This window comes from Candidatus Campylobacter infans (assembly GCF_013416015.1).
GTDB lineage: Bacteria > Campylobacterota > Campylobacteria > Campylobacterales > Campylobacteraceae > Campylobacter > Campylobacter infans.
Window position 1 is genome coordinate 1,458,750 of the sequence record NZ_CP049075.1, and the last position, 23,710, is coordinate 1,482,459.

20 protein-coding genes are annotated in these 23,710 nt (G+C 38.7%); 7 read left to right on the forward strand and 13 right to left on the reverse strand.

What is annotated here, in order from left to right:
- The first annotated feature begins 213 nt into the window (after positions 1–213).
- From CINF_RS07325 to CINF_RS07350, 6 genes are all read left to right on the forward strand, one after another.
- Positions 214–1,320 carry an ABC transporter substrate-binding protein gene (locus CINF_RS07325; protein ID WP_179975059.1) on the forward strand — a complete coding sequence of 369 codons (1,107 nt, stop codon included), beginning with the start codon at positions 214–216 and terminating at the stop codon, positions 1,318–1,320.
- Between the two features lie 14 nt (positions 1,321–1,334).
- Positions 1,335–2,393, forward strand: coding sequence for a FecCD family ABC transporter permease (locus tag CINF_RS07330; RefSeq protein WP_179975060.1), 1,059 nt, complete (start codon positions 1,335–1,337; stop codon positions 2,391–2,393).
- Complete coding sequence (locus CINF_RS07335; protein WP_179975061.1) at positions 2,387–3,181, forward strand: ABC transporter ATP-binding protein; 795 nt, start codon at positions 2,387–2,389, stop codon at positions 3,179–3,181. The genes CINF_RS07330 and CINF_RS07335 overlap by 7 nt, the downstream gene beginning before the upstream one ends.
- On the forward strand, positions 3,178–3,618 hold the full coding sequence (locus CINF_RS07340; protein ID WP_179975062.1) for a pseudoazurin: 441 nt from the start codon (positions 3,178–3,180) through the stop codon (positions 3,616–3,618). The genes CINF_RS07335 and CINF_RS07340 overlap by 4 nt, the downstream gene beginning before the upstream one ends.
- Positions 3,596–4,498, forward strand: a complete 903-nt coding sequence (locus CINF_RS07345; RefSeq protein WP_240156176.1) for an ATP-grasp domain-containing protein — start codon at positions 3,596–3,598, stop codon at positions 4,496–4,498. The genes CINF_RS07340 and CINF_RS07345 overlap by 23 nt, the downstream gene beginning before the upstream one ends.
- Before the next feature lie 784 nt (positions 4,499–5,282).
- Positions 5,283–5,762, forward strand: coding sequence for a type II secretion system protein (locus CINF_RS07350; protein ID WP_179975064.1), 480 nt, complete (start codon positions 5,283–5,285; stop codon positions 5,760–5,762).
- 697 nt (positions 5,763–6,459) lie between these two features.
- Here the strand turns inward: CINF_RS07350 and CINF_RS07355 are convergent.
- The 5 genes from CINF_RS07355 to mnmG all read right to left on the reverse strand — a co-directional run bounded on the left by CINF_RS07355 (position 6,460) and on the right by mnmG (position 11,200).
- A complete protein-coding gene (locus CINF_RS07355) occupies positions 6,460–7,434 on the reverse strand; it encodes a sensor histidine kinase (RefSeq protein WP_179975065.1) in 975 nt (324 codons plus the stop codon).
- Positions 7,431–8,087 carry a DUF234 domain-containing protein gene (locus CINF_RS07360; RefSeq protein WP_178695926.1) on the reverse strand — a complete coding sequence of 219 codons (657 nt, stop codon included), beginning with the start codon at positions 8,085–8,087 and terminating at the stop codon, positions 7,431–7,433. Before CINF_RS07360 ends, CINF_RS07355 begins: the two co-directional genes overlap by 4 nt.
- 185 nt (positions 8,088–8,272) lie before the next feature.
- Entirely contained in the window at positions 8,273–8,650 is a 378-nt protein-coding gene (locus CINF_RS07365) for an HIT family protein (RefSeq protein ID WP_178695928.1), read from the reverse strand.
- Positions 8,634–9,293, reverse strand: a complete 660-nt coding sequence (gene bioD, locus CINF_RS07370) for an ATP-dependent dethiobiotin synthetase BioD (RefSeq protein WP_179975066.1) — start codon at positions 9,291–9,293, stop codon at positions 8,634–8,636. Before bioD ends, CINF_RS07365 begins: the two co-directional genes overlap by 17 nt.
- A gap of 29 nt (positions 9,294–9,322) precedes the next feature.
- Positions 9,323–11,200 (reverse strand): tRNA uridine-5-carboxymethylaminomethyl(34) synthesis enzyme MnmG, encoded by a 1,878-nt coding sequence (gene mnmG, locus CINF_RS07375; protein WP_179975067.1) that lies wholly within the window; start codon positions 11,198–11,200, stop codon positions 9,323–9,325.
- A gap of 144 nt (positions 11,201–11,344) precedes the next feature.
- On the opposite strand from mnmG, the gene CINF_RS07380 reads away from it, so the two are divergent.
- Positions 11,345–12,931, forward strand: a complete 1,587-nt coding sequence (locus tag CINF_RS07380) for a flagellin B (protein ID WP_179975068.1) — start codon at positions 11,345–11,347, stop codon at positions 12,929–12,931.
- A gap of 12 nt (positions 12,932–12,943) precedes the next feature.
- Here CINF_RS07380 and xseB read toward each other — a convergent pair whose 3' ends face one another.
- The 8 genes from xseB to CINF_RS07420 all read right to left on the reverse strand — a co-directional run bounded on the left by xseB (position 12,944) and on the right by CINF_RS07420 (position 23,532).
- Positions 12,944–13,210 (reverse strand): exodeoxyribonuclease VII small subunit, encoded by a 267-nt coding sequence (xseB, locus tag CINF_RS07385; protein WP_179975069.1) that lies wholly within the window; start codon positions 13,208–13,210, stop codon positions 12,944–12,946.
- Positions 13,194–14,342: a homoserine O-acetyltransferase MetX gene (gene metX, locus CINF_RS07390; RefSeq protein WP_179975070.1), complete on the reverse strand. Its 1,149-nt coding sequence runs from the start codon at positions 14,340–14,342 to the stop codon at positions 13,194–13,196. The genes xseB and metX overlap by 17 nt, the downstream gene beginning before the upstream one ends.
- 137 nt (positions 14,343–14,479) lie before the next feature.
- The gene (gene trxB / locus CINF_RS07395; protein WP_179975071.1) at positions 14,480–15,415 is read right to left on the reverse strand and encodes a thioredoxin-disulfide reductase; all 936 of its coding nucleotides are present in this window, start codon (positions 15,413–15,415) and stop codon (positions 14,480–14,482) included.
- 103 nt (positions 15,416–15,518) lie between these two features.
- The gene (gene trxA, locus CINF_RS07400; protein ID WP_178695942.1) at positions 15,519–15,839 is read right to left on the reverse strand and encodes a thioredoxin; all 321 of its coding nucleotides are present in this window, start codon (positions 15,837–15,839) and stop codon (positions 15,519–15,521) included.
- 61 nt (positions 15,840–15,900) lie between these two features.
- Positions 15,901–16,239 carry a YraN family protein gene (locus CINF_RS07405; RefSeq protein ID WP_179975072.1) on the reverse strand — a complete coding sequence of 113 codons (339 nt, stop codon included), beginning with the start codon at positions 16,237–16,239 and terminating at the stop codon, positions 15,901–15,903.
- Positions 16,236–17,519, reverse strand: coding sequence for a homoserine dehydrogenase (locus tag CINF_RS07410; protein ID WP_179975073.1), 1,284 nt, complete (start codon positions 17,517–17,519; stop codon positions 16,236–16,238). The genes CINF_RS07405 and CINF_RS07410 overlap by 4 nt, the downstream gene beginning before the upstream one ends.
- Positions 17,520–18,725: an LL-diaminopimelate aminotransferase gene (locus CINF_RS07415; protein WP_179975074.1), complete on the reverse strand. Its 1,206-nt coding sequence runs from the start codon at positions 18,723–18,725 to the stop codon at positions 17,520–17,522.
- A 322-nt stretch (positions 18,726–19,047) separates the two neighbouring features.
- On the reverse strand, positions 19,048–23,532 hold the full coding sequence (locus CINF_RS07420) for a hypothetical protein (protein ID WP_179975075.1): 4,485 nt from the start codon (positions 23,530–23,532) through the stop codon (positions 19,048–19,050).
- Between the last annotated feature and the right edge of the window lie 178 nt (positions 23,533–23,710).

Below are 23,710 nucleotides of genomic sequence, written 5' to 3' on the forward strand. Positions count from 1 at the left end.
TCGAGTAACGGCGGAAAATTTCAAGTCTTCGCCTCGAAATTTAAGTACTTTTACTAATCGCAAAAGTGTTTGTTTTGATTTTGATAAAAAATTTTTTATAAATTTTTTGATATTTAATTTTATTTTAAGAAAGTTTTACTAAATTTTTATTTTTAATAATTAAAATCAAAAATAATTAAATTTCGTTTGCAAATTCTTTATAGGGAGGAAACAATGAAACAGAATTTAGCAAAATTAGTCTTTATCCTGCTTGGGATATTCATCGCAAATTCAGCCTTTGCGGAGGTAAAGGTTCTCAAAGATGTCTTGGGGCGCGAAGTTAAGGTAAATTTGCCCGCTAAACGCATAGCTTTGGGCTTTTACTATACTGATTTCATCGCTGTTGGCGGTGTAAAGGCACTTGACAATGTCGTAGGCTTTTCAAAAGCCGTTTGGACGGACTGGACACCCGCAAGCTGGGAGGTGTATAGCAAGGCTGTGCCTCGTCTTAACAAGCTTGCAGACTTTGGCGAGGCTGAGGTTGGCACTTTTTCGGTAGAAAAGGTGCTTGCTTTAAAGCCTGATTTGCTGATTTTAGCGGCGTGGCAGTGGCAGCTTTTGGAATTTGACCTTGAACCTGTCATTGAGGCGAACATTCCTATAATCATTTTGGATTATAACCGCGAAACGCTTGAAAGACACTTGCTTTCAACCAAACTTTTAGGCGAAATCACAGGCGAGAAAAAGAGAGCCGCAGAGCTTGCCAAATGGTATGAAGGCATAGCAAATGAAGTGCAAAGCCGCATAGCAAAGGCAAATCGCAAAAAGCCTAAAATTTACATCGAATTTGGCAACAAGGGACCAAATGAAGCGGGCATTACTTATGGCAAGGATATGTGGGGTTCGCTTATTGATTTAGCGGGCGGAGAAAACATAGCAGCGCCATTTGTAACGCAATGGGCGCCGATAAACCCCGAGCAAATCATCGTTTCAAAGCCAGAGGTTATAATGATAGCAGGGCGCGAAACAGAGCTTAAAAAGAACAAAGAAGCTATGGTGATGGGCATAGGAATTGACAAAAAAGAAGCCCTAAAAAGACTAGCAGCTTACAAAAAACGCCCAGCGTGGAATTCGCTCCCAGCCATTAGGCAAAACCGCCTTTATGGGCTTTATATGGGTGCTTCACGCAACCTAGCCGATGCAAGTATGATACAATACCTTGCAAAAGCCTTGTATCCTGACTTGTTTGAGGACATTGACCCGATTAAAACCTATGTGGATTTTCACAAAAAATATCTGCCGATAATCCCACAAGGCACTTTTGGCATTCGTGCTGAGTAAATTAAGGACAAATGATGAGCGAGCAAGTTCAAAGCGCACTCAAAGCACACAGAAAGCGTGAATTTAAACGCTTTGTTATCATCATCAGCTTTTTGGCTGTGGCTTTTGTCTCGCTCATTTTTGACATAGCCACAGGTCCATCGCTTTTGCCCCCACGAGAAGTTTTAGACGCGCTTTTAAGCCCTTTTTTCGATGACATAAGTGTCGATGAAACGACTTTGGCGATAGTTTTTGATTTGCGTTTGCCTATCGCGCTTATGGCGTTAGTGGTTGGCGGTGCTTTGGGCGTGGGTGGGGCTGAAATTCAAACCCTACTTAACAATCCTATGGCAAGCCCTTATACTTTGGGACTTGCAGCAGCAGCTGGCTTTGGGGCAAGCCTTGTCATAGCCTTTGGGAGCTTTGGTTTGCCCTTGCTTTTTGCTGTGCCTGTTGGGGCTTTTGTGATGACTATGCTTAGCGCGGCGGTGCTTTTTTCCTTTGCGGCTATGCGCCGTTTTAGCTCAGCCACACTTGTGCTAGTAGGCATTGCGCTTTTGTTTTTGTTTCAAAGCCTACTTTCGCTCGTGCAGTTTTTATCAAGCCCTGAAATTTCGCAGCTCATTTTGTTTTGGCTTTTTGGGTCTTTGCAAAAGGCAAATTGGATAAATTTAGCCGTGATTTTTGCGGTAAGCACACTTTGTATCGCCTCGCTTTTAAAGGACTCGTGGAAGCTCACGGCTTTAAGGCTTGGTGAGGCAAGGGCAAAAAGTATGGGCGTGAATTTAAACGCCTTGCGCTTTCGCACCTTGCTTATCGTCTCCATAATGACAGCCACAGCCATTTCTTTTGTCGGCGTTATCGGCTTTATCGGGCTTGTCGCCCCGCATATCGCTCGCACTCTTGTTGGAGAAGACCAAAGGTTTTTCTTGCCAAGTGCTATGTTTTGCGGTGCAGCCTTTTTGTCCATAGCCTCAGTGCTTTCTAAAATCATAATCCCCGGCGCACTCTTTCCTGTGGGTATCGTTACTTCTTTTGTCGGTGTGCCGTTTTTCTTTTGGATAATTTTATCAAAAAGGAAAAGCGTATGTTAAGGCTTGAAAATTTAAGCATTTATCGCAATGAACTTTGCGTGGCAAATGCCATAAACAGCGAATTTGAAGCGGGCAAAATTTATGCCATACTTGGTCCAAATGGAGCGGGCAAAACCTCGCTCATCTCGGCAATGTTTGGGGATTTAGCCTTTAAGGGCAGCATAGCGCACAAGCAAATGGAGTTAAGTCTCAAAAATCATTTCGCGTGGAAAAAACGCATAGCCTATATGCCACAAGATAGTAGCGTAGATGCGAGTTTAAGCGCGCTTGAAGTGGTGCTTTTGGGGCTGATTGACCAGCTTGGAATGTATGTGAGCGACACGCAAATTTCGCAGGCATTAAGCCTTATGGAAGAACTTGGCATTTTGCATTTAGCCAGCAGAGACATTTTAAATTTAAGTGGCGGGCAAAGGCAAATGGTGCTTTTTGCCTCCGTGCTTATCAAAGCGCCTGAAATTTTGCTGCTTGATGAGCCTGTAAGCGCACTTGATATGCACCATCAATGCGTCTTGCTCGAATGCGTGCGCTCATACACGCGCAAAGAAAAGCTCATCACTGTCATCATCTTGCACGATTTATCGCTTGCTTCGCAGTTTGCTGATGAACTTGTGGTGTTAAGTGATGCCAAAATTTGGGCGCAAGGCGAGGCAAAGGGCGTTTTAACGAAAGATTTAATCGAAAATTTATACAAAATCAAAGCCGATATTTTCTATGATGAGAGCAACAAGCCCGTCATCGTGGCAAAATCAGCACTTAAAACAAATATCTTAACAAAGGAGGAAAAATGAAAAAAATAGTTAAGATTATGTCAGCAACAGCGTTGCTTTGTGCCTTTGCTTATGCAAAGGATTACGAAGTCAAAATGCTTGATGTCAATGATGAAGGCACTATGGTCTTTGAACCCGGTTTCATTCACATACAAAAAGGCGACAGCATTACCTTTGTGCCGACACACAAAACGCACTGGGCTAAAAGCGTGATTGTCCCAGAGGGCGCAAGCAAATTTGAAAGCAAGCTAGATGAAAAAGCCACTTTTAAATTTGACACAGAGGGCGTTTATATCTACGAATGCCCGCCGCACAAGATGATGAATATGCTAGGCATTATCCAAGTAGGCAAGGCGACAAATGCAGCCAAAGCAAAAGCTGCCGTGCCAAAACTTGAAAAAAGAGTTAGCGAAAACAAGGGTCGCCTTGAAAAGTATGCCACACAAATCAAAGAATGATTTCATCATACTTTCGTGCAAGGACTACCCGCAGGGCAACTCAGCCTTGCAAGGACTTTGCGCGCACTTAAAGGCATTTTGGGCTGAAAGGGGCGTTGAATGCGAGGCAAAAATCGCCCCTTGGCGCGAGCTTGATTTAAAAAATTTAAGCTCAAATTCAGTGCTTTTGCCCTTAGCGGTGTGGGATTATAGCCAGCATTATGATGAATTTTTACGCTTTTTAGACGAAATCAAGCGTTTAAATCTTGCCGTTTTCAACCCCTTGCCCCTTTTGCGCTGGAATTTATCTAAACTCTATCTTAAAGAGTTAGAAAATTTAGGCTTTGACATAGTCCCAAGCCTTTTTGTGCGCCTAAGTCAAAATTCCATTGACGAAGCACTCAAACGCGCAAAAATGTGGCAAAATCCCATCATCAAGCCCCTTGTCTCACAAAGTGGCAACGGAGTTTTTAGGCTTGATGGGCTAAATTTAAACTCACTTTTTAAGGACAAACTCTTTAAAAATGGCTTTGTTTTGCAAGAATTTATGAGCGAGATTTCAGACAAGGGCGAGCTTTGCCTTGTGTTTTTTAACGCAAAATTTCACTATGCTATCACACGAAAGGTTGCTTGTGGCGAGTTTCGCGCAAATTCGCAATTTGGCGCAAGCATTCATCGCTGCGAAGTCGTGGAAAAAAGCTACCTTGACACAGCAAGGCAAATTTTAGCGCAAATGCCGCAAAAGCCGCTTTACGCAAGAATCGATTTCATCACACACAAAGGAAAAGCCCTTATAAACGAGGTCGAACTCATAGAACCAAGCCTTTATTTTGATTATGACAAAGGCGCCTTGCAAAATTTTTGCGAAGCTCTTTTTGCAAGCCTTAAACACCGCATTTAAAGCACAAAGGCATAAAATTCGGGTAGCATTTGCGCCTGCCAAATGGGGCAAAAATGATAATATGGCGGGTTGATTTGAAGAGAAAGGCTGTGAAGCCGCGGCAGTTTGGTCAAAAACGGGTTAATGCGTGGGTTGGCTGGGCGGCGTCTTAGAGCAAAACGCGTTAGAGCACCGAAGTGCCAAAATTTTAAAATTTAGCTTTTAATTCGCCCATATAAACGCCCAAATTTTAAAATGTGATTTTTAATCCGCCTGAAAAAACCAAAATTCACTCCGCCTTTATAAAACCCGCGTGCGCGCACACAGCTAGCCAAACCGCCCGCCCTTAAACCCGCGCCACGCGCCCGCCAATCAAATCGCAACGCCATTAAAATTTCGCGCCAAATTCTTAGCCAAAATAAAATTTTAAAATTTCAATTTAATTCAATGCACCAAAAAGCCAAATTCGCCACGCCTTTCATAAAACCCACGCCAAATTCTCAGCCACGCCCAAACCGCGTGCCAATCGAACTGCCCTGCCCTTTAATCTCACCACGCAACCACAAACCCAGCCAAAAAGCATTAAAATTTATAAAACATTTACCAAATTTTAAAGAAATTTATTAAAATTTTTTAAAAAATTGAAATTTTTTTTAAAAAACTTTATGTAATTTAAGCTTAGTTTAACCCCCCCCTATAATTCTTGTGCTTGCTTGAAGCAGGCACTAAGCAGACGGTGGCTTACTCCAAAAATCTCAATCATAGGGCTAGCGTTTGCTTAGGATTTCAACACAAGGAGTTTTCGATGAGAAAAGGTTTTACGATGATTGAGTTAATATTTGTTATCGTAATTTTAGGTGTTTTGGCGTCAGTAGCGATACCAAGACTAGCAGCTACAAGAGATGATGCAGAGGTGGCAAAGGCGGCGACAAACTTAACCACGGCGGTGAGTGATATTACGGCGTATTATACGGCGAAGGGTAATTTTAGCGGTGTTACAAGCGATTTTACCAAGATTACAAACGCACTAAATAAGAGTGGTCAGCTTTTAGTAAAAGGCAAAACAGAATGCGTCAAAGTCACATTGCCTACTAACACTACTGGTACGGGTCAATCAACCACAGTTAATCTTACATTAACTTTTCAGCCAACCGCTGATGCCGTATGCAAACAGCTTACAAAATTGCCAGGTGTATTAGCAATGTGCGGAGAAAGTGATCAGTCTGAACTTAAAAATAATACATGCAAAATCCAAATCGGTGGCTCTGGTGGCATACAATTCTAATATAATTTAATTTAATTAAAATTTTAAATATTCATTTTAATTAAATTTCACCCCGTTAAATTTTTAAAAATTTAGCGGGGTTTTTTATTTTTATTCTTTAAATTTTAAATCTCTTTATCTTTCAAAATCTACACAAATTTTAACCTGCAAAAAAAAGCAGACCTCACAAAAAAACGCGTAGTGTGCGTGGCTGAGAATGTAGCGCAGGCGAGCGCATTTTGCAGGGCAAATGGCATAAAAACAGGCGAGCGAATGGCACGAATAAAAAAATGCGGTGCGCGGGGCAAGAGGCGTAAAAATCAAGACGGGCAACGGCGTGCGAACAGCGCAGACTACAAAATGCGGTGCGCGGGGCGTTTTGTAAGTGTGACAAATTAGCGCGTGGCACGAATATAGCAAAAAAATGCGTGGTGAAAAACGCGTGGCAGGCGTGGCGCAAAACAGCATGGCTGAGAGTGTGGCGTGGCTCGGGCGCGCCAAAAAAAAACGCACTATGGCGAATAAAACGCGTTAGCGCATAGTTTTAAAATCACCAAAATTTTAAAATTTAAGGCATGATTTTTTTATTTTTATTCTTTAAAATTCTAAATTTCAAAAAAACTTTAAATTTTAATTTGCGATTTTTAAAAATTTAAAAATTTGAAATTGCCGAAATTTTAAACTTGCCAAAATTTCAAAACTACCAAAATTTCAAAATTTAAGGCAAGGTGATAGTAAAAATTTTTGGCTCGTTTTGTAAATCTAGCGCGCCTTTATGGGCGTTTATTATTTGCGTGCTAAGAGCTAGGCCAAGGCCGTTGCCTTTTAATTTAGTGGTTTTAAAAGGCTCATACATCACGCTAGGATCGATGCGCGCGCCACTATCGCTAATGCTAAAAATATGCTCGCCATCGCTAAATTTGTGGCTAATGCTAAGCTTGCCATACTCAGCCTCGCTTTCTTCAATAGCATCAATGCCGTTAAAAATAAAATTACTAAAAACAAGATCAAGCAAGTCAAAATCGCCAGTAATTTCGCCCTCAAAACCATCAAAACTAAAATCTATTTGCGCGCTAAAATCATAGCTTTTTACGGCATTTTCACAAGCAATTTTAAGCTCACTTAAAGCAAACTTGCGCTTATTTAAATGCACGCCCTTTGTAAAAAGTAAAGTGGCTTTAATAATGCGCTCCACGCGAAAAAGCGACTTTTGGATCTCTTCAATTAAAGCTATATTTTTTGGCTCGCTACGCTTTAAAAGAGTGCTGGTTAATAAAGCAATGGAGCCGATTGGATTGCGAATTTCGTGGCTTAAATGCGCTGCTATCGCGCCCATTGATACCAGCCTTGCGCTTCGTTTTTCAGCGCTTATATCTGTGGCTAAAATCACGCTATGCTCACCACTTTTGGTGATTTTAACGGCATAATAATGTCCGTTTAGCTCAATTTCTTGGCTTTTATTATCTGCTTTAATGCTAGCAAATACATCGCCATTAGTGCTTGCAAGGCTATTTTCAAGCACGATTTTGCCATTAGAATCCACAACCCAAAGAGCCGCGCCAAGGCTTTCAACTATTTGGCGCACAAAATTACGCATATTATCGTAGCTTGCGCTTAAAATTTTATATTCTTCTTCTACTTTATAAGTGCTTTGAATCAAGCTTTCTAGGGTGCTTTGAATATCTTGTTTCATAAAACCGCCTCAAAATCGTTTAATGAAAAAAGCCAAACATTTTGACCTTTATTTGTTATTAGCTCGCTTGAAAATCCACCAAGAGAAAAAAGCGCGTAATAATCAGGCTTTAAGCCACATTGCTCGCATTTAAATTGTAATTTAGTAAGCAAGGATTTACAAATTTTATGTTCTTTGTATTTTACCTCGCCAACTATTAGCTTAGAGCGCGCATTTACGAATATATCGATCTCAACGCCCTTTTGCCAGTAGCTTGAAATGGTATTTGGCTCTATATTTAGCGTTTTTGCTAAAAGCTTAGCACAAGCTTGCTCAAAACCAAAGCTATAAAAACGCTCTAAATTTTGCTTAATAAATTCTAAAATTTTTTGCCTTGCGCCTAATTTAGGGCTTTTAAGCAAGGCATTATCCGCACAAAAACTAAACCAAAAACGATAAAATCCCTTGCTAAATTGAACTTTATTTTGGATTTTATAACGCCTAATTTCACGCTTTAATTTTTGTCCTTTTATGCGAATAGGCGGGATTTGTGGCGTTTTTTCTAGTTTTAAAATTTCTAAATTAAAAAGCATATTTAAAATGCTTTTTGCATTATGCGTGCTTTTGCTTAGGCTAAAAATCCCGCGCTTTCCGCGCGCTACTCGTTTTAGCAAAATTATCGCATCGCTTGCTTGTTCTTTAAAAAGTTTATTAAAATTTCGCTCGATTTTGCTTGCTTGATTTAAAATTTGCTCATTTATAGCCTCTAAAATATCGCTATATTTACGCCCAAAATCAAGCCCTTCAAAAACAAAATAAAATTTTAAAGCTTCATTTAAGCTTAAATGTGAAAATCTGGCTAATTCTTTGATGATAAACTCTTTAATTGCTGATTTAAATACTCGCTAAATGCGCTAATATCTAGCTTGCGCCTTTGTGCTTGGCGTTGTTTTTGTCCCCACATACTTTGTGGCCAAAAGCTATCGTCTTTAAAGCGCGCTTGAATGTGTAAATGCACGCGCGGGACATAGTTTGCTAGGCTTGCCCAATTAATTTTATCTGGATGGTAAAACTCACGCAAAGCACGCTCACAGCATAATCCAACGCTAAAAAGATACGCCCTAAGATCACTTGGTAAATCGCTTAATTCTTTAAAAGGCTCGTTTGTAAAAATTTTAAGCCAGGGGATTTCAGCTATTTCTAGCTCTATAAAAAGTTTATCATCTTGGTAAATCATCAAGCACCCCTGAAATTAAAATTTGCTCTTTTAGCGATATACAGGCATTTTTAAGAGATTTTTCATCATCAAAATACAAAAGCTCAAAAAATTTTATGTGATTATAATGTTTTTTTAAAAAATCCTTGCTTAATTCGTCTTGGCAATTTGAAAAAATCACGCCTAAAAGCTTGATATTTCGCGCTTTTAAAACCTCTATGCTAAGTGCTGTGTGATTAATGCTACCAAGATATTCACAAGCTACTAAAAACACGCCAAAATCGTATTTTTCAACATAATCAATCATAAAATGCTCTCTATCAAGCGGAGTAAAAAGCCCGCCAGCAAGCTCAATTAGCAAATTTTCATTTTGTGCTGGCTTGATATTTAGGCCGTTTATGTTTAAGTTTTCTTTAATCATACCAGCGTGCGGCGAGCAAGCGTGGGCTAAATCAAAGCCTGCTTTATGGATTTTTATAGTTTTTAAAAAGCTAGGATTTTTAGCGCAATATTTTAAATTAAACTCAGCCATAAACTCACTATCACTTGGTGTGCCAGCTTGAATTAGCTTAAAATATTCATAGCCAAAACTAGCACAAAGCACCGCGCTAGCGTGCGTTTTGCCAGCGTTTGTATGAATGCTGGCTAAAAAAATATTTTTCATTTTTGCCCTTGTGGATTTAAAATTTTAAATTAAGTTTTATTTTTATTTAATTGCTTTATTGAAATTTGTAATATATCAATGGCCGCTGGCGTTATCCCGCTGATATTTAAGGCTGCGCCCAAGGTTTGTGGTTTTAGCTCATTTAGCTTGGATCTTACTTCATTGCTAAGGCTGGCAATGGCGTTATAATCAATATTTTCTGGTATTTTTGTGTGGGCTAATTCTTTCATTTTTGCTACTTCGTCTTTTTCTTGTAAGATGTAGTGATAATATTTTGCTTCTATTAAAATTTGCTCTAAGCTTTGCTGGCTTAAATTTTGAAAAAACGGATCTAGGCTTTGAAGTTTTTGGGTGTTAAAGCTCTTGCGCGCGGCGATTTTTTGTAAGCTTGCATTTTGGCTAATAGGCTCTTCATCTAAGCTTTTAAGCAAGGCTAGATTTTGTTTATTTGGCGTAATAATCTTGTTTAATAAAAGCTCCATACCGCGCGCTATATCATCTTTTAGCTCTCTTATGGCTTTAATATCTGCCTTGGTTAAAAGCCCAAAATTATAGCCATATTCACCAAGCCTTAAATGCGCGTTGTTCTCGCGTAAAAGCAAGCGAAACTCAGCCCTGCTAGTAAAAATTCTATAAGGCTCATTCGTGCCTTTTGTAACTAAATCATCGATTAAAACGCCAATATACGCTTCTTCGCGCCCTAAAATAAAAGGCTCTTTACCATTTAAAGCAAGGCTTGCGTTTATTCCTGCCATCAAGCCCTGCGCTGCTGCTTCTTCATAGCCTGTGGTGCCGTTTATTTGCCCTGCTAAATACAATCCACTAAGTGCCTTGCTCTCTAAGCTATGTTTTAGCTGGGTTGGCTGTGCGTAATCATATTCTACCGCATAGCCTGGACGCGTTATTTTGGCGTTTTCAAGGCCTTTGATGGAGCGTAGCATAGCAAACTGGACATCATAAGGCAGGCTTGTTGAAAGGCCGTTTAAATAATATTCGTTTTTTTGTGCAGTTTGTGGCTCGATGAAAACATGATGCCTCAAACGCTCGCTAAATTCATAAATTTTAGTTTCTATACTAGGACAATACCTTGGCCCTGTTGAGTTAATCTGCCCTGTAAATAACGGAGCGCGCGAAAAATTTGAGCGAATAATTTCGTGTGTGCGCTCATTTGTGTAGGTTATAAAGCAAGCTAGCTGAGTGGGATTAAAATTTTTTGTGCGAAAGCTAAAAGGGTGCGGTATTTCATCGCCATTTTGGGCTTCAAGCACGCTAAAATCAATGCTACTTGCTAGCACGCGCGGGCAGGTGCCAGTTTTTAGCCTACCTAGCTTAATGCCGTGATGCTCTAAGCTTAGGCTTAGTGCGCTACTTGCTAGCTCGCCTACGCGCCCAGCATTTTGCTTGGCTGTGCCAATGTGAATTAGCCCGCGCAAAAATGTCCCAGTAGTAATTATTAATTTTTTACAAGCATATTCATTGCCTATGCTAGTTCTTATGCCACAAACCTCGTTTTTATCGCCATTTTTACAAGATAAAATTTGCGTGGCTATTTCTTGGCTGATGTCTAAATTTGGCGTATTTAAAAGTAAATTTCGCATATAAATGCGGTAAGCATCCATATCGATTTGCGCGCGAGAACCACGCACAGCAGGCCCTTTGCTTTCATTTAAGATTCTATATTGAAGCCCGCATTCATCGCTAGCAAGCCCCATAGCACCGCCAAGAGCGTCTATTTCTTTAACCAAATGCCCCTTAGCCAATCCGCCAATAGCAGGGTTACAACTAGCTGCGCCGATTTGCTCGCATAAAATCGTAATTAGCAAAGTTTTTGCGCCCATTTTAGCACAAGCCAAACTTGCTTCAATGCCAGCATGACCGCCCCCAATGATGATTATATCATAACGCATTTTTGTCCTTATAAAAAAATCGCAGATTTTAGCAAGTTAAAGTTTAAAAATACAAATCTTAAAATTTTAATAAGCTCAAATTAAGAAATTTTAATTTGGAATACTTCTTGCTAAGGCGTTTAAAATTTTGAAAAAGGACTCAAAATGAGTTTTCGCATAAACACTAATATTTCAGCTATGAATGCCTACACAAATGCAAGTGCGACAGGCAGAGAGCTAGATGCAAGCATAGCCAAACTTAGCTCAGGCCTAAGAATAAATAAAGCAGCCGATGACGCCTCAGGTATGACCATAGCAGATAGCCTGCGCGCGCAAGCTAGCGCATTAGGCCAAGCCATAGCTAACGCAAATGACGCAATAGGTATAGTCCAAACTGCCGATAAAGCAATGGACGAGCAATTAAGCATTTTAAATACCATTCGCACCAAAGCGATCCAAGCAGCCCAAGATGGCCAAACCACGCAATCACGCGAAGCCCTACAAAGCGACATTTCAAGGCTACTTGAAGAGCTTGATAACATAGCAACCACCACTAGCTTTAATGGCCAACAGCTCTTAAATGGCAACTTCTCCAATAAAAATTTCCAAATCGGCGCATATGCCAATCAAACAGTTCAAGTTTCAATCGGTGCTACTGCTAGCGATAAAATTGGCCTTACACGCTTTGAAACCTCAGCGCCAATAGCCTATATAAATAGCGGACTTTCGCAATTTGAGCTTGCCCTTAGTTTATCGGGCATTGATGGCTATCCAAATGGATATAATTTCCAAAACATAGCCGGCACCGAGCTAAAAGAACACGGGCTTAAAGCAGTGGCAGATAGATTAAACGCGGTGTCTGATTTAACGGGCGTTTCGGCTAAGGTGATGAATACGCTTACTTTTTCATCCACAGTTCAAGCAGGCAAAATAACAGGCCTTACAATAAATGATATAAGCATAGGCATAGTAGAAACAAAATCTGGCGATTCAAACTCAGTATTAGTAAATGCGATAAATAAAGTAAAAGAACAAACAGGCGTTGAAGCTAGCGTAAAAGATGGCAAACTAACCCTAAATGCCAAAGATGGCAGGGCGATTAGATTTAAATATGATGAGGGTGGCAGCGCAGTTGGCGGAGCATTTAGCGGTGCTGGTAAAGATATAAAAGATGTGGCAATTTTAGGGCGTTTAACCTTAGTGCGCCAAGATGCTAGGGATATTGTTTTTAATATCTCAGCCGCAGCCAATAATCTAACCGTTTCAGCCGTGAATTTAGGCAATAGCATAAGCAGTGGCTACACAATCAGCGATACAAAAGCATTTAGTGGCACAGCAGCTAGCCAAAAAAGCATAAGCTTAAAGGATCTAAATACAGGCATAATGTCTTCAAGCATAGCAGATGCCTTGGGGTATTTTGCTGCTGGTGCGCTAAAAGGCGACCAAAGAAGCGGAGTAACGACTTATTATGGCGCACAAGCTATGGTAAGTGTGGCAGAATCAGCCCAAAAAGCCCTTGATAGAATACGCTCAGATCTAGGATCAGTTCAAAACCAGCTCCAAAGCACAATTAGCAATATAACAGTAACCCAAGTAAATGTAAAATCTAGCGAAAGCCAAATCCGCGATGTGGATTTTGCCACAGAAGCTAGCAATTTTAACAAATACAATCTCTTAGCCCAATCAGGTAGTTATGCCATGAGCCAAGCAAACACAATCCAACAAAATGTTATGAGATTATTACAAAACTAAACGCCCAATGATTTAACTAAACAACTCATCATTTTGCGCGCTAGTATCGTTTAAAGCAGAGTTTTGCTCGCTAAATCCATTTTGTAAATTATATTTAAAATTTTGAATTTCTAATTGTGCGTTTTCTAATAGCTCGCTAGCATCGCGGGCTATTAATGAGCCTTTTTTAAAAAGCTCAATGCTATCTTTAAGCGTGGTGTTTTCATCATTTAACTTAGTTAAAATTTCTTCAATTTCTTGTAATTTTTCTTCAAAACTTGCGCTATTTAGAGTTTTCATTTAAGAACCTTTTTATGTGTTTTGTTGTTATGTCGTTTTCTACCAAAAAAGAATCATGCCCATAATCGCTATGCTCGCAACTATAAAAATGCTCTCTCCCAAGCTCGCTTAAAGCTTGGCTGATTTGCTCCATTTCATCAGGCATAAAAAGCAAATCCCCGCTAAATGCTAGCAAATAAAAGCGCGCCTTGCTTAATAAAAGCGCGTTTTTTAGGCTATTGTAATGGCGCGTGCTATCAAAGTTATTCATCATTTTTACCACATACAAATAACATAGCGGATCGTATTTTCTAGCAAAATTATCGCCATTGTATTGCATATAACGCTCAATTTCATAACGCCCAAAAAGCTCATAAAGCCCGTCCGTGCCAGAGTAATTGCGCCCAAATTTTTTAGCCATTGAATGCGGGCTTAAAAAGCTTATATGCCCTGCCATTCTGCCTATGCTTAGCCCGTTTAAGCCATTTTCTTTAATGTGCTCTTTATCATAATAACCGCCCATAAATGCGCTATCGCGCACTATTGCTTCTGTGGCGATTTTATTAAAGGCTATCGCCCAAGGTTGCGTGGCATAAGTGCTAGCTAGGATCATTATATTATCGCAAAAATGGCTTTGTTCTATGCCAAAGCACAACGCTTGCATTCCCCCAAGACTCCCACCTATAATAGCGCGCGCTTTTTTAATCCCCAAACGCTCAAATAAGCGCATTTGTGCGCGCACTACATCGCTAATTGCAAGCACAGGAAAGCGCAATCTATACTCACGCCCTGTGCTAGCCTCAACGCTTAGCGCATTCGTAGAACCGCCCAAAATACCGCCATTTGCGCCCAAAATACTCACACAAATCACAAAATATTTATTTGTATCAATAGCCTTATTTGCCCCAATTACATCGTCCCACCAGCCTTTTTTACGCTCGCCCTCATAACGCCCAGCCGCGTGGCAATTTCCACTTAATGCATGGCAAATAACAATGGCATTATCTCCATTAAAATGTCCGTAAGTTTCGTATTCAAGCCAAAAATCACTTAAAATCCGCCCACTTTCAAGGTTTAAAATTTCATTAAAATATTCTTTGCGGGTTTGAAGGTTTAGCCCGTCATCGTTGCTAAAATACTCTTTATCTTGCATTTATTTTGCCTTGTGATTTTAAGCGCGGATTGTAGCATAATTTTAAAATTTTGGCTCTTTTGATTTTAAAGTAAGTGCGCGCTAATCTACCAAATAAAAATAGCGCGCATAAATTTTAATTTATTGCGCGACTTAGTTTAGTGATGATTTCTAAGATATTCAATCGCATCAAGTGCGGCCACGGCACCATCGCCAGCAGCGCATACTACTTGTTTTGGCGCATCTTGGCGCAAATCTCCACACGCCCAAAGCCCAGGCAAGCTAGTTTGCATTTTTAGATTTACCTTTACATTGCCTTGTGGCGTCATTTCGCAAATAAATCCGCCATTATTATCGCTTAAAACATTATTTAAAACATCAAGCCCTACAAAAACAAAAATCCCCGGCACTTCTATTTGGCGCGTTTTGCCATCTTTATAACTTAATCTTAGCCCCGTTACTCCGCTTGAATCGCCCAATACTTCATCAACCACAGCATTTAGCACAAATTCTATCTTTTCGCATTTTTTAGCGCGCTCAACAGAATTAGGCGCTGCTCTAAACTCATCTCGCCTGTGTATTAAATACACCTTAGAGCAAATCTCGCTAAGATATAAAGCTTCTTCAATTGCTGTGTTGCCACCGCCTAAAACGGCTACTTCTTTACCTTTATAAAAAAATCCATCACAAGTAGCACAAGTGCTAACGCCTCTGCCAAAAAACTCATTTTCGCCCTTAATGCCTGCTCGGCGTGGCTTTGAGCCAGTGCATACTATAACGCATTTTGCTTCTTGCTTACTGCCATCTTCAAAATGCAAGCAAAAGCCATTTGAAATTTTCTCAACCCTTTCAACGCTTTTCATTTCAATTTTTAGCCCAAAACGCGTGCATTGCTCGCTCCAAGGCGCCATAAAGCTTATGCCATCAGTTACAACGCTAATGCCTGGGTAGTTTTCTATTTCTGAGCTACTTGTGATTTGACCGCCTGGCATACCTTTTTCATACATTATCACATTTTTTAATCCGCCACGCGTAGCATAAAGCCCAGCCGTAAGTCCAGCTGGCCCACCGCCAATAATCGCTAAATCTATCATTTATTCTCCTTTAATTTATTTAATTAAAATTTTAAAATCTAAAAGCTTAGCTAAACAAACTAAATTCAAATTTGCCTAAATTTTAATTTAGGCAAATTTAAAATTACAATAAAGAATTGATTTTATCAGCAATTACTGCCTTGCTTTGAGCGCCGATTAAGGTTTCTTTAATCTGGCCATCTTTAAAAAATACCATCGTAGGAATTGAGCGAACGCCAAACTCCGCGGCTAAATCTTGCGCTTCATCAGTATTTACCTTACAAATTTTAGCCTTACCCTCAAAATCACTAGCAAGCTCGTCAATCACAGGTGCTAGCATACGGCAAGGTCCGCACCACGGCGCCCAAAAATCCACAAAAACAACACCCTCTTTAACAAGGCTATCAAACTGCGCTTTATCAGCGATCTCTATGTATTTTCCCATTTTTTCTCCTTTTGTGAGTTAATCTTACTTAAATTATAAAAGTTAATTTGTAACAAAATCGCTAAATGCTGATATTTTCAAGCATTGTGATAGTATCTTTTTGCACACAAATTAAATCTAATTGATAATTTAAATTAAATTGGGATTGTAATAAATAAAAGTTAATAGTTTTTATTAATTTTGCCATTTTTTTGCTAGTTACTCTATTAATGGCTTCATAATCGCCATTTGTGGCTTTAACCTCGATAAAATGCAAGTTTTGCCCTTTTGTAGCGATTATGTCTATCTCCCCAAAACGGCTATGAAAATTGCGCTCTAAAATTTTAAAGCCATTTTTTTCTAAATATCTTACAGCCTTGCTTTCAGCATTAAAGCCAAAAACATAATCTTTTAAGCTCATTTTTCTATTCTTATCATAAAAGGCTTTGAAACTACAAAATTTTCACGCCCGATTAGCTCCAAGCTTTTAAGCACATTTGCTTGCTTACAAGTGTGAGTGGTAAAATACACGGTTGTATCGGCTTTTGATGAGTTTGGTTTTTGTAAAAAGCTATCTATTGAAAGCTCGTTTTGGCTCATAATATTTGTGATTTTAGCAATTACGCCAAGCTCATCATGCACGCGCAATCTTAAATAAAATTTACTCATCAAATCATCGCTTTTTACTAAGCTTAGCCCGCTTTGTAAGCTAGTATCTTTATAGCCTAACATCGGGCTTTTTATTTTTCTTGCTATGTCGATTAGATCGCTTATTACAGCACTTGCTGTGGGTTTTGCGCCAGCACCTGCGCCATAATACATACTCTCACCCACGCAATCGCCCCACACACTAACAGCATTCATCACCCCATCGACCTTAGCTATCATCTTAGAATGCTCTAAAAGCGCAGGATGAACGCGCAACTCTAAACTTTGTGCGCTTTTTTTAGCTATGGCTAAGAGCTTAATAGCATAGCCAAACTCTTGGGCAAAATAAATATCATCGCTACTGATATTTTCAATGCCTTCAATCAAAATATCATCAGGTTTTGCGTTTAATTTATAAGCAATGCTAGCTAAGATTAAAAGCTTATGGGCTGCATCAAACCCGCCTATATCAAAGCTAGGATCAGCTTCTGCGTAGCCTAATTTTTGCGCGCTTAAAAGGGCGTCTTTAAAGGCTAGGCCATCTTTCATCATATTTGTTAAAATATAATTGCTAGTGCCATTTAAAATGCCTGTGATTTGCTCTATATGATTAGCTGAAAGCCCCTCGCGCAAGGCTTTGATGATAGGAATTCCCCCAGCCACGCTTGCTTCAAAACCAAAAGGCGTATCCTTAGCCAGCATTTCAAGCTCGCTTCTATGATAAGCCAAAAGGGCTTTATTTGCTGTAACTACTGGCTTTTTGCGCTTTAATAATGTGCTTATTAACTCTCTTGGCAAATCCACGCCTCCAATTAGCTCTACAAACACATCTATATCATCACGCATTAAAATTTCATCAGCATTAGTGCTTAATGTAAAATTTGCTAAATCATAAGCCTTAATTGCTTCTTTTGCCTTGGCTAAATCACGCACCAAAGCAGCCACTGGGATTATTTGCTCGCCAGCTCTTGCGGTGATGATTTTTTGATTATTTACTAATACATCTAGCACGCCCTTGCCTACCGTGCCTAATCCTAAAATTGCTATTTTCATTTAATAATCTTTTAAAAATTTTTTTATATTTCTTGCTGCTTGATGTATGCGGTTGTCATTTTCTATAAAGGCGATTCGCACATATTCATTGCCTTGTGCGCCAAATCCTATACCAGGACTTACTGCAACATTTGCCTTTGTTAAAAGTAGTTTTGAAAATTCCTTTGAGCCAAGAGCTAGCATTTTTGGCGGTAATTTTGCCCACGCAAACATACTAGCTGGGCTTTTTTCCACTGGCCAGCCAGCCGCACTAAATGCCTCGCTTAATACATTTCTGCGATGCTCGTAATTTGCTCTAATTTGCTCTACGCAATCTTGTGGGCCATCAAGGGCGACAGTAGCTGCTACTTGAATAGGCGTAAACATACCATAATCAAACCAAGATTTTATTTTTTTAAGCGCGCCTACTAGTTTGCGGTTACCACATACAAAGCCCACGCGCCAGCCTGCCATATTATAGCTTTTTGACAAAGTATAGCACTCAACAGCCACATCCATTGCGCCATCAACCTCAAAAATACTAGGCGTTTTATACCCATCAAACCCAAGCTCAGCATAAGCTATATCACTAATAATATAAAATCTTTGCTCTTTTGCTGTGGCTACTAAACGCTCATAAAAGCTTTTATAGCAAATAACAGTGGTTGGATTGTGCGGGAAATTTACTACTACATATTTTGGGCGTGGCATACTCTCATCTAAAACATTTTGTAAATTTTCAAAAAAAGCATTTTCATCTAATTCAAATTTTTGTGTATAAGGCAAGGGCATTTTAGCCACATTGCCACCAGCGATTAAAAAGGCTTGCGTGTGTATAGGATAGGCAGGATCTGGCACGATAGCCACATCGCCCGGATTTGTGATGGCTTGAACTAAATGCACAAAACCCTCTTTTGAGCCAATCGTTGCGCATGCTTGCGTATCAGGGTCAAGCTCAACGCCGTATTTTCGTTTATACCAATTACAAATAGCCAAACGGAGCTTATAAATCCCCATACTTACGCTATAACCTTGCGTTTTGTCTTTTTGTGCGCTTTGGCAAAGTTTATCAATTATATGCTGTGGCGTGCGACCATCTGGGTTGCCCATAGAAAAATCAATCACATCCTCGCCAGCGCGCCTAGCAGCCATCTTAATAGCATTAACCTCAGCAAAAGCATAATTTGGCAAACGCTCAATTGTGTTAAATCTAATTTCTTCAAACATCTTAGCCCTTTTTGTGATTTAAGGCGCGTATTGTAGCAAATTAACGCTTATTTGCGCTTATATTAAAAATTTAAAAAATAGAAAAAAAAATTTTAAAAATTTTTAAAAAGCAAGTTAAAAAAAACAAAAAATTTTAAAAAAGAGAATTTTAAAAATTTTTAAAAAGAAATTTTAAAAACTCAGTAAAATTTTAAAAAGCAAAAAAGAATTTTTAAAAAATAAATTTTTAAAAGAATTTGCGCGCCCAAAAAAGCGCGCAAAAGAAAATAAATTTTAAAAATAATTTGCGCGCCCAAAAAAGCGCGCAAAATTTTAAATCATCTTACCAAGCAATGCGCCTTTGTGTAGGGCGAGTTCTTGCTTTGTCTAAGATAGTTGAGCCTTGGCCTTGTTGATTGGTCCAATTAGTGTTTGCGTTTTCAAAACCTCTAAATTGCGTGCCAACATCATTAGCATCTAATGGATAACATTCCCTTATAAAGTTACAATAAGTCTTAGCAATTTTTTTATCATCGCCTTTTAGTTTTACTTTCACAGGCTTAGTTACATCATTTATAGTTAAAAAATCCCCGCTTTGCATATTCGTTGCTTTAAGGCCCACAACGGCATTTTCATAGTTAAAAAATGAATCTGCCAGAGCGTTTGAGAAAGCATCGCGTCTAATGCGGTAGTAATTTGCATAACCTGGGATTATATCGCCTAAAATGCCATCTTTTTGTAAGGATTTTGCTACTTCTTTATCGCTTGAATACGCTGCTAAGAACACGGCATTATCTTTATTTATGCCTACTTCTTTATTAGGCGCTATTAGCGTTACATCTAAAATAACAGCCGCGCCAAAAGAATCATACATTACAGAAACGCCCTTTGTTTGTAGCCATTTATTTGGGGCGTCCGTTGTTACTTCTAAATCTTCAAGCATACCCTCAGCCCTTACAGGTTCAGCTGGTTTTAAAGAATACTTGCCAAAGCCCTGAGCCACTACTAAGCCGATTTCTTGGTCTTGTTCGCCTTTTGTTTTATCGCCTTTTTTGACATTTTTTAGCTCACTCATACCATTTACAAAGCCATTTGCATACATTGTAATATCTGCTACGCCTTGCTTGCCATTTTTTGCTGGGGTTTGGACTAAATCTTGCCAATGGGTTTGACTACCATTCATTTGGTCATATTTGCTTTTAACATCATTGCTATTATAAATTAGCTTAGAGCCCTCGCCTTTTGCTATGTAGTGATCTTTATTTATAGTATTGCCACTTTCGCATTTTTCTCTTACTTTTATTGCGCCATTATTGCCATCAATCTCAATAAACTTGCTACATTTTGGAGCCAAATATAAAGTGTCTAAATCTTTGCTTTTGATTTTAAATCTAAAATCATCTTTTACCAAAATATCATCGCTTTTTAAATTTTGATGTGCGATTTTTGGATTTAGCAAGTTATTTAGCACTAATACCCTTTTGCTAGTCATCGCAGTGCCATCATATCTGCTCAAAAAGTTATTTGCTAAGATATCTGCTTTGCTAGCACCTGTTGCGCCTACTTGGATTTTAAAAGCAGAGTTTTCTACGCTATCATCGCAGTTTGTAGGGTCTGAGTATTCAGCGCATTTTGCTCTGTTATATAGAAATTTATTTGAATGATAAGGGTTGTTATTAAGCGCGCCACTGCCTAAGACGGCGTTGATTTTTATCATAGCTGGCTTAAAGCTGTAAAATGGCAAGCCCTCCCATTCTAATTTTGTGTGAGCGTAATTACTATCATCACGAAATTTTATAGCCTTTCTGCTCTCATCTACTACGGCTATATCGCAACCATATAGATAATATTTCATTTTTTCATCAGAGCTTAATTTATTAAAATTTGTAGAGTCTAAATAGCCTTTGCCTTTTGTTCTAAAATCGCTATGCTTATTGTTGCTAGTTCTATAAACAGAGCCTACTTCATCTAGGGCGCATAATGGCTCTTCTATGTCGCTATGCGTGGTTTTTAAGTTTTGTGATAATAAGGTAAAATCACTATCTCTTAAAGCTAGGATTGTTTTACCCGCATTATCATAAGCTAGATATCTTTTATTTTCAAAGCTATCAGTATATACGAAAAATGGATTTTTTTCTCCATTTAAATCACCCCATACACTGCGGCAAACATTAGCCGTAAAGCAGTTATCTATATAATATGGCGAGTTTTTAAAGGTATCAACGCATTTGCCATTACTACCATATAAATAGCATTCATCTTTTTTTACTAAGTCTAAATAAGGAATTTCAGTGTAGCTTAGCTCGTCATATCTTGCGTATGTGCTAGTTAGTAGGCCTTTTAGGTTGGCTTTTAGATTTAGGCCTTGTATTTCATCACCATTGGCATCTACTGCTTTGATTGTTATTTTTTTGGCTTCGCCTGTTTTAGATTTATTAAAATTTATAGATTTTAATTTTTCATTTTCTTTTTTATCGTCTAAATAGGCTAGCTCGGCTGGTGAGTTTAGAGTATTTTTATCACCGACATTTTCAGGGTATTTATAGCCTGCGTAAAGCTCACCATCTACTTTTGTGGCTGTGTAGTATAAAGGCCTTGCATCAAAGCGGAAATGGCGTTGTGCGGATTTTACTCCGTTTTTTGGTTCTTGGCTTCTATATAAATATTCTTGCCCATTTACATCTGTGTAATCTAATGCGCCTTGACTAATTGGATAGTTTTCTGCACCACTACTCCATCCATCTAAAAAGCCACCACCGCTTACTCTACCTGGTTTTGAGCGCCAAGCAGTTGGGAAAGAACATTTTGTATTAAGCGATAAATCCTTGTATGTTGCGCCTTTTGTGTTTAAAATTTTTAGGCTTGCTAGCTGAAAGTTATAAGCAAAGTCGTAGTATAAACCAGAGGCTGAAAAAGCATTCCAATCATTACTGCCATATTTGCCTTTATTATCTTGGTAATCGCTAAGGTCAAATCGGCAGTGAATATCTTTGCCATCTTTAATGTTAAAATCTTTTGATTTTATGGTGAAATACATATTATCGGCTTGTTCTTTTTTGTTTATATCGGTTTCGCCACCTTCTACGCTTATACTAACAGCTTTTTCACTACCTATTCTATTACCATTACTACCTAAAACATAACACATAGCTCTTTTATTTTTAAAGTAAGAAATTTTTGGTGCTGAGTAATACCCGCCTGTTTGTGTGCTTGCATTTACTATTCTAAATTTTGCTTCAAAATCAGGCAAATTTCTACCATTATTTTTATCTTTATTTGCATATTCTCTTAAAGATAAGGTAAAAATTTTAGGTGCTTTTACATAGTGCCTGTATTCACATTTGTTATGAGCCCACCATAATGTACAACCGAGAGGACCACAAATATCGCCAGACAAGTTACACCATGCATCACGCTGGCAACCACGTCTATCATTATATTGTTCTATAAATTGTCTTCTTTCAAAATAAAAGGCGTTTGAGTATATAGTACTCTTAACATAAAATTCTTCCCAGCATTTTTCTTCAAAATTAAGCAAGACTTCTCCACCATTATTTCGTTTATAAGGTTTAAAAGTTTCTTTTGCGGTATTATTACCACCATCTGGTATGCTTAAATAGCCATCGCCCCTATTACTATGTTTTTGCCAATCACCCAAAATTCTATTTTCACATTTTGCTCCGGTTTTTCTACAATCTAGCTCGTCTTTTATATTATCAGCTTGACCGCAAGCTGCCCAAAGAAGTTGCTTTTTCCATGTTCGCCCTTGTTTTTCTTCCCATTCATAATTACACATTACTTCCTTGCATTTTCTGCATTGCTCGCTATTGCTATTTTTGCATTGCTCTGCGCAGTTATTTGCGCATGGGCCAGAAATCGTAGCTCCATTACCTGTGTTGCATTGATATTGACCATTTGCTAGCATTCCAGGTGTGCAAAACTCCGGCAAAACATCTTCGCGCCCTATTATTAAAGTAGGCAGGTTGTAGGTGGATTTTGCATCGCTTTGATTATAATTAAAGCCTGTTAGCCCGCTTTCAGTGTATCCAACATACGGCTCATTTACGCGCTTTACAGACATTCTAATGCCGTAAATATGGCTTTTTGTTTTATCATCATCTTTGTTAGCCTGCGTTTGGCAATCTGTATATTTAGAATCCGTTCTAATCGTTAAATAATGAATGTTGTTAGAAATAGAATTACAATTATTGTTTTTGCAGTCGTTATCTGGGATTATTACTTTAAATTGCCTTGCGGTAACATTTTCTTTATCAGTATCTATACCTCCATTGTTAGCATTGCCAGTTTGTTTGCAGCGTCCGTAATTTATACCTTTTTCTTCTTGCGCGCCTGATTTTTTGGATACTAAAAAGAAGTTTAGCCCATCGCTTTTATGCTTGCCATAAATGCTTGGCGGAGTGGCTCTTTTCTTGTCGATATATTCTCTTAGCTTACCATCTTTTTGAACTTCGCTAGCAAGTATGGATTTAGCCATATTCATATCTATTATAACCTCAATATAGCCACCTCTTTTATTTTGGCTATCTTTGACCTTTTTAGGATTAACCAAGCCGATGGTGTAGAATTGCCCCCTGTCATATTTTAATGGACCCGTGCCACCTATATCCATTACATAGTTTTTGTTGTCGCTTAGTTCTAGGTAATTTGTGCCGTTTGTGCCATTGGTATTTTTAAAAGAAATTTTATTATCTTTTGGTAGCCAATCGCTGCTAGCCTCTGAAACAAATATGATATCGTCCATACTAGCAGCAAACGCCATACTTGATGTTAGCATTAAAGCAACTAGGGCTTTAAAAATAGCTTTCATAAAGCCCCCCCCCCCCTGACTTCACAGGAGTTTTACTAAAAGTTCGCATGTGTGTCCTTTCGCGTGATGTAGTGTAAGGCTTGGAGTTTAGCTAATATCTAATAAATTATAATAAATTTGCTTAATTTATAAGAAATTTTAATAATTTATAATTAAAGCGCGAAATTATTAAAATTTT

Coding starts and splice junctions, on each gene's coding strand:
- CINF_RS07325 (WP_179975059.1), top strand. CDS start 214: ATGAAACAGAATTTAGCAAAATTAGTCTTTATCCTGCTTGGGATATTC.
- CINF_RS07330 (WP_179975060.1), top strand. CDS start 1,335: ATGAGCGAGCAAGTTCAAAGCGCACTCAAAGCACACAGAAAGCGTGAA.
- CINF_RS07335 (WP_179975061.1), top strand. CDS start 2,387: ATGTTAAGGCTTGAAAATTTAAGCATTTATCGCAATGAACTTTGCGTG.
- CINF_RS07340 (WP_179975062.1), top strand. CDS start 3,178: ATGAAAAAAATAGTTAAGATTATGTCAGCAACAGCGTTGCTTTGTGCC.
- CINF_RS07345 (WP_240156176.1), top strand. CDS start 3,596: ATGCCACACAAATCAAAGAATGATTTCATCATACTTTCGTGCAAGGAC.
- CINF_RS07350 (WP_179975064.1), top strand. CDS start 5,283: ATGAGAAAAGGTTTTACGATGATTGAGTTAATATTTGTTATCGTAATT.
- CINF_RS07355 (WP_179975065.1), bottom strand. CDS start 7,434: ATGAAACAAGATATTCAAAGCACCCTAGAAAGCTTGATTCAAAGCACT.
- CINF_RS07365 (WP_178695928.1), bottom strand. CDS start 8,650: ATGATTTACCAAGATGATAAACTTTTTATAGAGCTAGAAATAGCTGAA.
- bioD (WP_179975066.1), bottom strand. CDS start 9,293: ATGAAAAATATTTTTTTAGCCAGCATTCATACAAACGCTGGCAAAACG.
- mnmG (WP_179975067.1), bottom strand. CDS start 11,200: ATGCGTTATGATATAATCATCATTGGGGGCGGTCATGCTGGCATTGAA.
- CINF_RS07380 (WP_179975068.1), top strand. CDS start 11,345: ATGAGTTTTCGCATAAACACTAATATTTCAGCTATGAATGCCTACACA.
- xseB (WP_179975069.1), bottom strand. CDS start 13,210: ATGAAAACTCTAAATAGCGCAAGTTTTGAAGAAAAATTACAAGAAATT.
- metX (WP_179975070.1), bottom strand. CDS start 14,342: ATGCAAGATAAAGAGTATTTTAGCAACGATGACGGGCTAAACCTTCAA.
- trxB (WP_179975071.1), bottom strand. CDS start 15,415: ATGATAGATTTAGCGATTATTGGCGGTGGGCCAGCTGGACTTACGGCT.
- trxA (WP_178695942.1), bottom strand. CDS start 15,839: ATGGGAAAATACATAGAGATCGCTGATAAAGCGCAGTTTGATAGCCTT.
- CINF_RS07405 (WP_179975072.1), bottom strand. CDS start 16,239: ATGAGCTTAAAAGATTATGTTTTTGGCTTTAATGCTGAAAGCAAGGCT.
- CINF_RS07410 (WP_179975073.1), bottom strand. CDS start 17,519: ATGAAAATAGCAATTTTAGGATTAGGCACGGTAGGCAAGGGCGTGCTA.
- CINF_RS07415 (WP_179975074.1), bottom strand. CDS start 18,725: ATGTTTGAAGAAATTAGATTTAACACAATTGAGCGTTTGCCAAATTAT.
- CINF_RS07420 (WP_179975075.1), bottom strand. CDS start 23,532: ATGAAAGCTATTTTTAAAGCCCTAGTTGCTTTAATGCTAACATCAAGT.